The organism is Streptomyces sp. NPDC006365 (assembly GCF_042870755.1).
In the GTDB taxonomy this organism is placed as follows: domain Bacteria; phylum Actinomycetota; class Actinomycetes; order Streptomycetales; family Streptomycetaceae; genus Streptomyces; species Streptomyces xiangluensis.
In genome coordinates, this window is record NZ_JBIAHS010000001.1 from 1,072,905 (window position 1) to 1,085,121 (window position 12,217).

Consider the following 12,217-nt stretch of genomic DNA (forward strand, 5'->3'; position numbering starts at 1 on the left):
GGGGCCGGTCCGCTCGGGCTCAAGCGGCGAGACGTACACCGCCGAACCGCGACTGCACCTCGGTGGAGCGGGGCGCGGTGCGGGACCTGAGTGGCCGGGCGGGGCGGACGAGTCGGCTGTGGGCGAGGGCCAGCAGGTCGGCGAGGCCGAGTCCGAGCGCGTGGGCGGCGGCCGCGAGGACCTCGGACGAGGCCTCCTTGCGGCCCCGCTCCAGCTCGGAGAGATACGGCATCGAGATCCGGGCCGCGTCGGCGACGTCCTTGAGCGTACGTTCCTGAGCGAGCCGTTCGCGTCGCAGGACGTCACCCACGACGTCCCGCCACAGCGGCTCCTTGGGCACCGGTTCGGCGGGTACAGCAGGATCCGTCGGCTCCGCCGGTACCGGTCGCGGTCGCAGGGGAATGACGCGGGCTTCTTCGGGCGCGTGGCTGCTCACCGCTCCAGCCTAGAAGCGTGACGCGTGGCGGGAAGGGGATCGCGTTCTGCCCTCGGCGAATCACGGGATCCCGGCAGGACAAGTCAACTCCCGGCAAGATCAGCCCGAGTTGAACGTCCCGTCACCACTGCTCGTACCTCCTGGCACAACGGTCCATGTCCACACCCATGTCCAGGAAGGAAACCACCGTGACGAGATCCCGCCTCCGCCCCCTGTGCACCGTCGCGGCGGCCTTGTTGAGCACCTTGTTGGTGGGGTGTTCGGCCGAGTCGGCGGAACCGGCGAGCAAGGCGAGCCCGAGTACGGTCTCCCGGCCGCCGGCGCCGGCGAAGGTCGAGGTGATCGCGTCGCTGACCGACTGCAAGCCGGAGATCCGCATCGAGGCGGATCAACTGCGCGAAGGAGTGTGCCGGACCGCGCGCGGCGACTGGACGGTCACCACGTTCCCGCAGGAGAAGTTCAAGGAGACCTGGCTGGATGCCGCCGCCGTGTACGGCGGTACGTACCTCGTGGGCCCGAGATGGGCGATCGGCGCGCAGCCCGCACTCCTGAAGAAGCTGCGCGCCGATGTCGGCGGGGAACTGCGGAAGTTGAGGGGTACCAGCGGGTAATCGGCCGCGCCGTAGCCCGGTCGGTGGGCCCGGTCAGTGGGGGTGCGGCTCGTCGCGGTGGACCGGGCCGTGCGGTGTCTCGCAGTGGGCGTCGTCGAAGGCGTCGGCGCGGACTTCGAGGAGGTCCGCGGGCGCGTGGTCGACTTGCAGCGTGGTGTGGCTGATCCCGTAGTCGGTGTGGAGCGTCCTCTCGAGGTCCCGGCGTACCGTGTGACAGTCCGCGCCGGGGTCGACCAGGACGTGCGCGGACAGGGCGGGCTGCCCCGAGGTGATGGTCCACACATGCAGGTCGTGCACCTCGGTCACCGTGCTGTGCGCGACGAGCCGGTCCCCGATGGTGTCCGGATCGAGGTGCGCGGGAGCCGCTTCCAGGAAGATCCGCCCGGACTCGCGGACCAGTCCGTAGCCCGCCCTGACCATGAGGGCCACCACGACCAGGGTCGCGATGGCGTCGGCCCGTGCGAACCCGGTGAGCAGCACGATCAGACCGGCGACCGCGGTGCCGATGAAGGCGAACAGGTCGTTGAGGATGTGCTGGTAGGCGCCCTCGACATTGAGCGAGGTGCGGTTGGCTTTCGAGATGCACCAGGCCGCCGCGATGTTCACCGCGATCCCGGCGAGCGCCGTGCCGAGCACCAGCCCGCCCTCCACCTCGGGCGGATCGATCAGCCGCAGCACAGCCTCGTACGCCAGCCAGGCGCCGAGCAGCAGCAGCGTGAGCCCGTTGGCCTGCGCGGAGAGGATCTCGGCCCGCTTGAGGCCGTAGGTGAAACCGCCGCGGGCCGGGCGCGCGGCCAGCCGCATCGCGATCAGCGCCAGCACGATGGACACGGCGTCCGTGAGCATGTGCGCCGCGTCCGAGATCAGGGCGAGGGACTGGGCGATGATGCCGATGACGACCTCGATGGCCATGAACGAGGCGATCAGTGTCAGCGCGATCGCGAGCCAGCGGCGGTCCGCGTGCGCGGCCACACCGTACGCGTGCCCGGCGTGCCCGCCCGGCTCGTGTGCGTGGTGCGCGCTGGTCATGTGCTGCCCCCTCGATTCAATGGCTGACTCACGCAGTGAAGCGCACCTTGCGGAGATCGGCAAAGGCTGCATCGGTGACCGTTGTCATCATCGTTAACAGGCCTCTGACCAGTGTCGATGCTTCCGGCGCCGAGAGGCTGCCCGGGTCCTGCGAAGGCCGCCGGGGGGCCCGCGGTCAGGCGCCGAAGAGCTGCGTCCAGTACGTGCCCGCCGCGCCGCCGCCCGCGAAGCCGACGCCCATGTGGGTGAAGGCCGGCTTGAGGATGTTGGCGCGGTGGCCGGGGCTGTTCATCCAGCCTCGTACGACCTCGGCGGGGGAGCGCTGGCCGCAGGCGATGTTCTCGCCGATGGTGCGACGGGTGCTGCCCGCGGCGGCGGCCCGGTGCCAGGGTTCGCTCCCGTCGGGAGAGGTGTGGGAGTAGAAGGCGCGGGCCACCATGTCCGCGCTGTGCGCCTGCGCCGCCGCGGTGAGCAGAGGGTCGGGGGCGAGGGGCGGCAGTCCGGCCGAGGCACGCTCGGCGTTGGTGAGCGCGATGACGTCGGCGGCCGTCCGCGCAAGCCCGCCGGGGGTGAGGGGCCGGGCCCACAGCGCCGTCCAGTAGAGCGTGCCGGAGCGGCTGTCCGGGACGTACGCCACGCCGGTCTCGGTGAACGCCGGGTCGTGGAGCGTGCCGCGGGACTGCTCGCCCGACAGGCAGTAGTCCACGAACTCGGCCGGGGTGCGCGGGCCGGAGACCAGGTGTTCGCCGACCGTGAGATACGCGTATCCGCCCGCGGTGACGCGCTGGTACACGGAGAGCCCGTCCGCGCCCTCGGAGCCGAGACGCCCCTGCGCGGCCATGCCGGCGGCGTGGGCCCGGGCCGCGGCTTCGAGCCGGGCGTCGCGGGAGACGGATGGTGAACCGGCGGCGGCGCGCGCGGAGTTGACCAGGCCGAGAAGGCCGTCGGGGTCTGCGGCACGGGGGACTCCGGCCGGGGCGGGAGGTGCGATACCAGCGCTCGGTGCCGGTGCCGGTGCCGGTACCGGGGCAGGGCCCGGGCGTCCGGTTGCTGTGCGCCCGGCGTCGCGCAGCCGGTCGAGCCCGGCACGTGCGACGCTCAAGGCCGTCGCCATACCCGCGCCCCTGGAGCCCGAGGCAGGGGAGCCACCCGGAACCTCAGAGCCGCCCGGAACCGCGCCTCCGACGGCGTGGGCGTCGGCACCCTCGCTGACCTCCACGCCGAAGTCCCGTGCGATGCCTGCCAGTCCGTCGGCGTACCCCTGCCCCAGTGCACGGATCTTCCACGCCGTGCCCCGGCGGTAGATCTCAGCGAGCAGCAGCACGGTCTCGTGCTGGGGCCGCGGCGGGGTGAACCGGGCGAGAACACGGCCGCCCGGCCCGGTCACGCGCAGGCTCGGCGCGGGCAGCCGGCCCAGCGGAGTGCCAGGATCGGCGGGAGAGACGACCACGGTGACACGGCTCGCCCCCGGCCGCAGCGCGGGCGGGTCGACGCTGAGCGTCTCGCCGGTGAGGCGCGCACCGGGCGCGATCGGCTGGTTGTAGAACACGAAGTCGCCATCTCCGCGCACCTTGCCGCTGTCATCGGTGATCAACGCGGACACGTCGAACGGCCCCGGCACCTGCAGCGTCAGGGCGCCACCCGGCAGGGCCAGATTGCCTCCAGGAACCAACTCGCTCATCGTGCCGCCGCCTGTCGAGGTGCTGAATCCGCTCTACGCGCCCCGAGGGGCGTTGCCCGGACAACGTCTCACCGGTGAACGGGGGTTCCCCGGCCTGTGACGTCAGGACGCCAGCTCCCGGGCGCACTGCGCCGCCTCGCGCACAGAACCCCGGTGAACCGGCCCGTGCCCGGGCAGCAGTACGTCACCGGACAGCGCCTCGAACGTGTCCAGCGAGGCGAGCGCCCCGCGCCGGTCATGGTCGAACATGACGGGCAGCAACTGCGGGCCGTTGACGCGCGAGGTGGGATGGGCGCTGACCAGGGCGTCGCCGGAGATCACGATCCCCGCTTCCGGCAGGTGAAAGGCGCTGTGGCCCTCCGTGTGTCCGGGGGTGTGGACAGGGACGGGGCGGCCGGGCAGGTCCAGAGGGCGGGCGGTGGCAGGAAACGGCTGAGGGCTCGTCACCGGCACGGGCGTCGTGCCGCCGGAGCGCAACGCGTGCACTGCCCAGGGCAGGACGCCCGGGCGCCAGCCGTTCTCGAGGATCTCGCCGATGGTCACCTGGTGGAGGAAGTCCCGGCGCGCGTGCGGGACTTCGGCCTCGTGGGCGTAGACCGGCGTGCCGTACGTACGGCTGAGATATTCGGCCGAGCCGAGATGGTCGTTGTGTGCGTGCGTGATGAGCACGGCCGCGACCGCCCGGGGTGAAGAGCCCACGGCCGACAGCGATTCGAGGACTTTCTCGCGGTCTCCGCGATAGCCGGTGTCGACCAGGGTGACGGCGTCGCCCTCGGTGAGGATCACCCAGTTGGTGTTGCTGCCGTGCACCAGATGGACACCTTCGGCGACTTGGCTCATGCGTGCCTGCATCATCATCCCGACCTCGAGGTCCCTGACCGCCGGACCCAGCCAAGCAGATGGGCGGCGGCGTCAGCGCTGCGGTTCGGTGGAAGCGCGCAGTGACCTCAGGGCCAGGAGCAGTACGCCGATGTCGTCGAGGTACACCGGGTCGGGCAGGAGGTCGGTGGGCAGGACGACGTAGGCGACGGCGCCCCAGAAGACCCAGGGCGAGCCCGTCGGGAGCCCCGCGCGACGGAGCGCGCGCCGGGTCCGGACCAGCCGTACGAGGAACGCGACCGCCACCGCGAGGACCGCGGCCAGCAGGGCGGCGACCAGGAGGACCACAACCCACGTACTGGTGTCCATCTGTCCTGCCTCGGCTCGTCCCGGAGTGCACCTCTCCCCGTTCACCTTTCCCGGTTCGGTGGCTCGCCACGCGGCGTGGTGAGCCCGGAGCGCCGCCCGCCTCGTTCCTACCCTGTGCTGTCGATTGATCACCTGGAGAGAACCAGCGAACACTTGGGGTGCGACGAAGGCTACGGCATCGGCCGCCACCGACTGCATCGCCGCCCTCAATTCCCTGTGGCTTGCCGACAGTTCGGGGGGGGGCCGGGCGCCGGAGCGGCTGCGCCGGTCGGAAGCCACCCGCTATCTCCTCGGACCCGTGTGGGCGCGCGACGGGCGCTCCCTGCTGTACGCCGACGACCGCGACGGACTGCTCGGGTTGTACCGGCGCGATCTGGCCACCGGACAGGAGACCGCGCTCGCGACCGGTGGCCGGGTCCACCCGGCGCTGTCGCCCGACGGCACGCGGCTCGCCTGCCTCGACATGACCGGGCAGCTCGTCGTCCGTGACCTGGAGTCCGGCACGGAACACGTGCTCGTGACCCCGCTGGGCGCGGGCGGGCTGCCCGGCCGGCCCAGTTGGTCGCCCGACGGGCGATACGTCGCGCTCTGCGACCGCACCGCCTCAGCCTCCGCTTCCGCGAGGGCTGCAACCTCATCCGGGTCGTCGACACCACCGCCGGCACCGACCGCCTGCGCTCCGTCGCCCCCCATGTCTCCCTCGCCGACCGGTACGACTCCGGGCCCGTCTGGTCGCCCGACGGGCGCTGGATGGCGGTGATCGTCGAATCCGCGCTCTGTCTGCTGCCCGTCGCGCCCGACGGCACTCCGCGCGGCACCCTGCGCACCCTCACCACCGAACCGGCCGATCACCCGTCCTGGTCCGGTGACTCCAAGACGCTGCTGTACCTGTCGGGTGCCCGGCTGCGGCTGATCGACATCGACGGCGGCCCGGCGCGGACGGTCCGCGCACCGCTCGATCAGCGCAGGCCGGCACCCGCCGACACGGTGGTGCACGCGGGTCAACTGTGGGACGGCGCAGGCGAATCCGTACGGGACGACGTCGACATCGTGGTACGCCGCGGACGCGTCGCCGCCGTCGAACCGCACCGCCGGCGCGGCGCGCTCAGGCACATCGACGCCTCGGACCACAGCGTCGTCCCGGGGCTGTGGGACACGCACACCCACCCCTGGCAGATCACCTACGGCGGACGTCAGACCTGCGGCGGGCGATCGTCGCAGGTGTGCCGGAGTTGCTCGCCGAGCTGGAGTCGGACACCCGTAACGTCCTGTTGACACTCGCCGTATCTGGACGACGCTGGAGACCGGGACGATCACGTCCAAGGATGCGGCGGCTGACCGGGCCCTCGACCGCCTGTCTGACCGACACCGGTCCGTACTGGCCCGTGCGCGGTCGATCTATCTCGGGGACGAGAAAGAGTCCTGGGACGGACTGTTGTCACAGGTCCGTGCGCTCGCCGATCACTTTGTTGCTCAACTGAACGCGCAGGTACGCCAGTTGTAGGCCGGTTCGCGTTCGGAGTGCGACGCGTTCTGTTGCATGCTTGGTCACTGGTCGTGCGCTGCCGCAACGAAAGTGACGAAAGTCGACCACAGAGCGTCTCCGGCGGTATACGCTCCCGGAACCCCACGTTCGAGTCCGTGCGCGTGGGGGCCGGTCACCCCCGGCCTGCTCGTGTGCGGGTTCAACGGAAAGCCGCTCCGAGACACATACCGAACGGTCTGCTGTCGTACCGCCTCACCGGGACCCGGTGAGTCCAGCCGACCCCGAGAGCTCCCCGCTCCCGGGTGCCGGTTCACCTGGTGCACCCACCGGACGTACCGTACGAACCTGTCCGGTGCGGTGACTTGTCACTTTACGAGGAAGATGACCATGCGCGTCCGCATCACCGTAGCCGCGGCCCTGTCCGCAGCCCTGTCCCTGTCCCTCGCCGCCTGCGGTGAGAGTGGCGACGTGGGCAGTTCAGGAGACGAAACCGTCGGCATAGCGATGCCCACCACGGATTCTCCGCGGTGGATCAGCGACGGCCAGAGCATGGTCGACCAGGTGAAGGGCTTCGGCTACGGCGCCACGCTGAAGTACGCCGAGAACGACCCGAATGCCCAGGTCGAGCAGGTGCAGACCATGATCGACGACGGTGTGGACGCCCTGGTCATCGCGGCGGTCGACGGACGCTCGCTCACGGATGTGCTGCGCAAGGCGAAGTCCGCGAAGATTCCCGTGATCTCGTACGACCGCCTGATCCTGGGCAGCTCCGACGTCGACTACTACGCCACCTTCGACAACGAGCAGGTCGGCGAGCTCCAGGGCGACTTCCTCATCGAGCAGCTGGGGCTGGTCAACGGCAGCGCCAAGGGCCCGTTCAACATCGAGCTGTTCGCCGGCTCGGCCGACGACAACAACACCGGCTTCTTCTTCAACGGCGCGATGAAGGTTCTGAAGCCCTACATCGACAGCGGCGAACTCGTCGTGAAATCCGGGCAGACGAAGATGGACGATGTCACGACCCTGCGCTGGGACGGCGTCAGGGCCGAGAAGCGCATGAACGAACTGCTCGACTCCCACTACGCGAACGAGCGCGTCGACGCGGTCCTCTCCCCGTACGACGGCATGTCCATCGGAATCATCAAAGCCCTGAAGTCACACGGCTACGGCGATGGAGACAGACGCCTGCCCATCATCACGGGACAGGACGCCGAGATTCCCTCGGTGAAGTCGATCATCGCCGGTGAGCAGACGCAGACCGTCTACAAGGACACCCGTGAACTCGCGCTCATCACCTCGTACATGGTCAACGCGGTAGTCCACGGCAAGCGTCCGGCGATCAACGACAAGAGCACCTACGACAACGGCGAGAAGGTCGTGCCCGCCTACCTGCTGGAACCCGTGAGCATCGACAAGGAGAATTACAAGAGGGTGCTCATCGGCGGGGACTACCTCAAGGAGAGCGACCTCCGCTGAGGCCCCGAACCTGAGGGCCCGAACCTGAGGGCCCGACCTGAGGGCCCGGTCAGTGCACGCCGTGCGGCCGGAACTGGATGCTGATCCGGGGCCCGGCCGCCCGCGTTGTCTTGGGGATCGCGTGCTCCCAGGTGCGCTGGCAGGAGCCGCCCATCACGATCAGATCCCCGTGGCCCAGCGGGCGGCGTACGGTGCTGCCGCCGCGCCGGGGCCGCAGGAGCAGATCGCGCGGCGCGCCCACGGAGAGGATGGCGACCATCGTGTCCTCGCGCGCGCCGCGGCCCGTCCGGTCCCCGTGCCAAGCCACGCTGTCCCTGCCGTCCCGGTAGTAGCAGAGCCCGGCGGTGGTGAAGGGCTCTCCCAACTCCTCGGCGTAGTACGAGGAAAGGGCGTCCCGCGCTTGGTCCAGGACGGGGTGCGGCAGTACGTCGCCGGCGCCGTAGGAGGCGAGCAGGCGCGGGACATCCACCGTGTGCTCGTACATCTGCCGCCTCTCGGCCCGCCAGGGCACCTCGGCGGCGAGCTGCGCGAACAGCGCGTCGGCGCCGCTCAGCCAGCCCGGCAACAGATCGATCCAGGCACCGTCGCCAAGCCGGGTCCTGCGCAGCCCGTCCAGGGGGCCGAGGTGGATGTCGTCGGTCTGGTCGAAGAGCGAGCCCTGGAGGTGGGTGGACATGGGTCCAGGTTACGCCCGTATTCGAATGTCTGTACGGTACCGGGCTGGGTCCTGTCAGTTCCAAGGTCAGCAGGACGATCGCGGTGCCCGCGCTCACCAGGCCGACCAGCTGCCTGCGGCTGACCTTCTCGTGCAGCACCACGAGCCCGAGGACCGTCGGAATGGCCGGATACAGCCAATGCCACCATAGGCCGGACAGCACCACGACGACCGCCGCTGAAGCCAGCGCGAGAAGAGCACCCACGCTGTGCGGCCTCAGCCCGGAGGTCCGACCCGAGGCTCGGGGCTGAAGCCGCGACTCAGGTCTGGTTGCCCTTCGGCCTGCCGCGCTGGTCCGGAGTCCCGTGGGGCGGCGGGTGGGTCGCCTCCGCGGCGGTGGCGGGCGACACCGTCCGGCCCGCGCGCCGCGGGGACTGCTCGGGGCGTACGGCCGTGGGGTCACCACCCGTGGGTTCCGCCCCGGAGGCGAGCTCGGCCAGCCGAGCCTTGATCACCTCCACCACCGGCGTACGGTCGGCGTGTGCGCGCTCGTACGCCAGTATCTGCTCGACCTGGTCTGTGGACAGTGCCCTTATGCGGGTCCGCACACCGCCCAGCGGCAGGTGGTCGTAGTCGGGCAGGGGCAGGGTGTCGCGGTCGGTGTGACTCATGTGCGTGTTCCTTCCCGTTCCTTCCTGGCAGGCGGCGCGCCCGTGCGTCGAGGGATCAGGTCCGGCCGGGGCCGCCGCTGCCGAAGCCTCCGCTGGAGTTCTCGTCCCACTTCGGCGCCTCCTGGTCCGCGGCGCGGCGGGTACGGAGGTTGCCGTGTCCCCGCAGCCGATGCGGGGTGGTCCGGTGACGGCCGCGCGGCACCTCGGCGGGCTCGCGCCGCTCGCGCACCTCGTGCACAGGGCCGGAGTCGGGCGGCCTGGGCTGGTCCTCGGGGCGCGGCGGTGCGGGCTCGCGGGCGCGGATCCGGCGACCACGCCAGACGGCCCAGATCAGGGCGCCGACGATCACGAGCCCCACCAGGAACGGCACCACTCCGCCCATCACCGCGGAGCCGACAGCCAGTCGTGTCGTGACGATGTCCATCTCCCGCGAGTACCCGGCACTGGCGACCGAAACGGGGGCCTGCGGCCCCCGGTTCTGCATTTCCCGGGCCGCGAATTCCGGGTACTTCGCCGGGCTCGTCACGTTTCGGAACCGGTCGATCGCTCGACGTCACACCATTCCCTGCCGCCGGATCGGCCGAGTTCTGGCCATCGGGCTAAATGTCTGCGTTTGGGTAAGTGAATATGGGGCAAAGAGTGTGATAGTGCTTCGGACAGGAGGCACGTCCGTGGGAGCTGGTCCGCCAGATCGCGGGTGTGTTCCGAGCGGTTCGTGTGCGCCTTCTCCCATGGTGACTGTCTCGGCACCTTCTGAGGGAGATGCGACGCACCATGCGAGTCACCGTCAGATCGAAGCAACACCCGCACGATGACGCCCCCGACACGGCCGCGGCCTTCGAAAAGCTTGCCGCTCTGCCCGAGGGGCCCGAGCGTGGCGCCCTGCGTGACGAGATCGTCCGAGCCTGGCTGCCCATGGCCGACCGCATTGCCGCCCAGTACCGGGGGCGCGGTGAGTCGGTCGAGGACCTTTGTCAGGTCGCGGCACTCGGCCTCGTCAAGGCGGTCGCCCGTTACGACCCGGACCGTGGCTGCGCCTTCGAGAGTTACGCGATCCCGACGATCACCGGCGAGATCAAGCGCCATTTCCGGGACCACATGTGGGTCCTGCACGTGCCGCGCCGGGTCCAGGACCTGCGCAACCGGGTCCGTACGGCCGCGAAGGACCTCTCGCAGACGTCGTCCGGCCGTCAGCCCACCGTCGCCGAGATCGCCGAGTACGCGCGGATGAGCGAGGACGACGTACGAATCGGTCTCGAAGCTCTCGACAGCTTCACCGCCCTCTCGCTGGACGCCGAACTGCCGGGCAGCGACGACGGCTACGCTCTGGGAGACGTCCTCGGAGAGCCCGACTCCGGGTTCGATCTGGTCGTCGACCGCGAGGCCGTGAAGCCCTGTCTGCAGGAACTCCCCGAACGCGAACGCACCATCCTCTACCTGCGCTTCTTCGGAGGTATGACCCAAAGCCGCATCGCGAACCAGCTCGGCATCTCGCAGATGCACGTGTCCCGGCTGCTCAGCGCCTGCTGCGCCGAACTGAGGGAGAAGGCCCTTTCCGAGAAGGCCTCCTGATGGCCGACAGGGCCGGCGGATGTCCGGCCCGCGGTCGTGTCCGCGGCCGGTGTCCCGCAGCGGACAAACCCGGTCGCCCGGCGCCGGTGGTTCCCGGGCCGGGCGACCGAGCGGCGAGCTCACTGCCGAACCCTCCCGGGAGCGGTTTGCCAGAGAGCCGCCGCTGTCCGAACTAACCACGTGGACGGATCCGAAACGCTTCGGATCCGTCCGAACAAAACGGTGGCTCTGCCCTGTTGGGGTACCTGTTGGGGAATGTCGAAGAATACCCGACGGGCCCGGCGGGGCCATTGTCGGAGGTGATGAGCGAAGGCGATTACAGCGATTCCCCAAGTGGTGGTCCGCCCGGAATCTGTGTCGGCCCGTAACGATCGAGCGTGTCTTCCAGCGTGGCTCGAATATCGGGCGGGAGATCGCCTTTCTGTCCCCAGATGATGATCAGCTCCGCCACATTCCGCAGTTTGATGTTCGTGTGCTGGGAAACTTCCCGAAGAACGGCCCAGCCCTGCTCGGGTGTCACCCGCCCCAGCGCGACCATCATGCCGATCGCCTGGTCCACGACCGCATGCGAGGTCACGGCTTCCTTCAGCTGGCCGACCTCTTCCTGCAACGCGACGATCCGGGCCGTTTCGTCAGGCACGGTCGCCTCCTGTGGGCCACCGGCCGGCTCGACAGCTCCCGAACGGGTGTGTGAGGTCATCGTCCCCTCCGGGGTCGGAGCGCTGACGTGTTACTCCATCGTCGCCACTTGCCGGGCCGTGTGCCAGCGCGGGCGGCGGCGATACGCATTTGCTCACTCACTGTGTCGAGAGAGTCACGAATTGCGAAGGTGAAGGCCGGGGCGCAGGGTGGATACGCCAGTCCAACTCCCCACAAAGGACGGATCACCATGGCTAAGGCAAAGGGCAAGGCCAAGCAGATGAAGGGCAAGATGAAGGAGGCCGCCGGCAAGGCCACGGGCGACAGGACCCAGGAGGTCGAGGGCCGGGCCGAACAGATGTCGGGCCAGACGCAGGAAGCCGCCCAGAAGGCCGCCGACCGCGCGAAGAGGACCGGCCGGTAGGCCCGGCTTGCCGGTGCGATGAAATCCGGCGGCCGTATCGGGCTCGCCCGTGCGGTCGCCGGAGGCGTTTTTGCGCGACGGTTCTCCACCGGACTGCCCAGCGGCGTACCGGGTACCCGCCGCGTATGCGCAAGATCACGCGGCGCCCGGCCGGGCGCGAGAAGGAGCCCCGCACCGCGACCGAAGAGGTCCTGGAGGAAGTCAAGGAGCAGGGGCACGAGGACGACACGGACACCACCGAGGGACGGGACCGCGGGCCCGGTGACCCCATCACGCCGAGCACCCGAGCGAACCGCGAAGCCACCGAGGTGGACGGCTCCGACTGACTGGTGCGCTCCCACACCCGCAG

General features: G+C 70.0%; 15 protein-coding genes and 2 pseudogenes. 7 read left to right on the forward strand and 10 right to left on the reverse strand.

The genetic code is table 11. The features are described from left to right. Window positions 1-19: 19 nt before the first annotated feature. Window positions 20-436, reverse strand: coding sequence for a helix-turn-helix domain-containing protein (locus ACFYO0_RS04950; RefSeq protein WP_388670637.1), 417 nt, complete (start codon window positions 434-436; stop codon window positions 20-22). A 121-nt stretch (window positions 437-557) separates the two neighbouring features. Beyond that, entirely contained in the window at window positions 558-800 is a 243-nt protein-coding gene (locus ACFYO0_RS04955; RefSeq protein WP_388670640.1) for a hypothetical protein, read from the reverse strand. Between ACFYO0_RS04955 and ACFYO0_RS04960 the strand changes: the two genes are divergently transcribed. Then, a complete protein-coding gene (locus ACFYO0_RS04960; protein ID WP_388670643.1) occupies window positions 775-1,047 on the forward strand; it encodes a hypothetical protein in 273 nt (90 codons plus the stop codon). The genes ACFYO0_RS04955 and ACFYO0_RS04960 overlap by 26 nt on opposite strands. Before the next feature lie 33 nt (window positions 1,048-1,080). On the opposite strand, the gene ACFYO0_RS04965 is transcribed toward ACFYO0_RS04960, so the two are convergent. The 4 genes from ACFYO0_RS04965 to ACFYO0_RS04980 form a co-directional block, all read right to left on the reverse strand. Further along, window positions 1,081-2,076 (reverse strand): cation diffusion facilitator family transporter, encoded by a 996-nt coding sequence (locus tag ACFYO0_RS04965; protein WP_388670646.1) that lies wholly within the window; start codon window positions 2,074-2,076, stop codon window positions 1,081-1,083. A 175-nt stretch (window positions 2,077-2,251) separates the two neighbouring features. Then, window positions 2,252-3,757, reverse strand: a complete 1,506-nt coding sequence (locus ACFYO0_RS04970) for a CAP domain-containing protein (RefSeq protein ID WP_388670649.1) — start codon at window positions 3,755-3,757, stop codon at window positions 2,252-2,254. A 102-nt stretch (window positions 3,758-3,859) separates the two neighbouring features. Next, window positions 3,860-4,609: an MBL fold metallo-hydrolase gene (locus ACFYO0_RS04975; RefSeq protein ID WP_388670887.1), complete on the reverse strand. Its 750-nt coding sequence runs from the start codon at window positions 4,607-4,609 to the stop codon at window positions 3,860-3,862. Between the two features lie 60 nt (window positions 4,610-4,669). Continuing rightward, the gene (locus tag ACFYO0_RS04980) at window positions 4,670-4,945 is read right to left on the reverse strand and encodes a DUF1232 domain-containing protein (RefSeq protein ID WP_388670652.1); all 276 of its coding nucleotides are present in this window, start codon (window positions 4,943-4,945) and stop codon (window positions 4,670-4,672) included. A 199-nt stretch (window positions 4,946-5,144) separates the two neighbouring features. Here ACFYO0_RS04980 and ACFYO0_RS04985 point away from each other — a divergent pair. From ACFYO0_RS04985 to chvE, 3 genes and pseudogenes are all read left to right on the forward strand, one after another. Beyond that, window positions 5,145-6,145 (forward strand): annotated as a pseudogene (locus ACFYO0_RS04985) (amidohydrolase); the annotation flags it as partial. A gap of 23 nt (window positions 6,146-6,168) precedes the next feature. Next, window positions 6,169-6,449, forward strand: a pseudogene (locus ACFYO0_RS04990) (DUF4111 domain-containing protein). Window positions 6,450-6,812: 363 nt separating this feature from the next. After that, window positions 6,813-7,907, forward strand: a complete 1,095-nt coding sequence (gene chvE / locus ACFYO0_RS04995; protein WP_388670654.1) for a multiple monosaccharide ABC transporter substrate-binding protein — start codon at window positions 6,813-6,815, stop codon at window positions 7,905-7,907. Window positions 7,908-7,956: 49 nt separating this feature from the next. On the opposite strand, the gene ACFYO0_RS05000 is transcribed toward chvE, so the two are convergent. The 3 genes from ACFYO0_RS05000 to ACFYO0_RS05010 all read right to left on the reverse strand — a co-directional run bounded on the left by ACFYO0_RS05000 (window position 7,957) and on the right by ACFYO0_RS05010 (window position 9,759). Then, window positions 7,957-8,583, reverse strand: a complete 627-nt coding sequence (locus tag ACFYO0_RS05000; protein WP_388670657.1) for an alpha-ketoglutarate-dependent dioxygenase AlkB — start codon at window positions 8,581-8,583, stop codon at window positions 7,957-7,959. Window positions 8,584-8,882: 299 nt separating this feature from the next. Then, window positions 8,883-9,233 (reverse strand): hypothetical protein, encoded by a 351-nt coding sequence (locus tag ACFYO0_RS05005; protein WP_388670660.1) that lies wholly within the window; start codon window positions 9,231-9,233, stop codon window positions 8,883-8,885. 55 nt (window positions 9,234-9,288) lie between these two features. Continuing rightward, entirely contained in the window at window positions 9,289-9,759 is a 471-nt protein-coding gene (locus ACFYO0_RS05010; RefSeq protein ID WP_388670663.1) for a DUF6479 family protein, read from the reverse strand. Between the two features lie 248 nt (window positions 9,760-10,007). On the opposite strand from ACFYO0_RS05010, the gene ACFYO0_RS05015 reads away from it, so the two are divergent. Beyond that, complete coding sequence (locus ACFYO0_RS05015) at window positions 10,008-10,805, forward strand: RNA polymerase sigma factor SigF (protein ID WP_388670666.1); 798 nt, start codon at window positions 10,008-10,010, stop codon at window positions 10,803-10,805. Window positions 10,806-11,121: 316 nt separating this feature from the next. Here ACFYO0_RS05015 and ACFYO0_RS05020 read toward each other — a convergent pair whose 3' ends face one another. Then, window positions 11,122-11,445, reverse strand: a complete 324-nt coding sequence (locus ACFYO0_RS05020; protein WP_388670669.1) for an ANTAR domain-containing protein — start codon at window positions 11,443-11,445, stop codon at window positions 11,122-11,124. Window positions 11,446-11,694: 249 nt separating this feature from the next. Here ACFYO0_RS05020 and ACFYO0_RS05025 point away from each other — a divergent pair, with 249 nt between their 5' ends. Together ACFYO0_RS05025 and ACFYO0_RS05030 are read left to right on the forward strand one after the other, a co-directional pair. Then, on the forward strand, window positions 11,695-11,868 hold the full coding sequence (locus ACFYO0_RS05025) for a CsbD family protein (RefSeq protein WP_388670672.1): 174 nt from the start codon (window positions 11,695-11,697) through the stop codon (window positions 11,866-11,868). A gap of 125 nt (window positions 11,869-11,993) precedes the next feature. Then, a complete protein-coding gene (locus tag ACFYO0_RS05030; protein WP_388670675.1) occupies window positions 11,994-12,194 on the forward strand; it encodes a hypothetical protein in 201 nt (66 codons plus the stop codon). The last annotated feature ends 23 nt before the right edge of the window (window positions 12,195-12,217 follow it).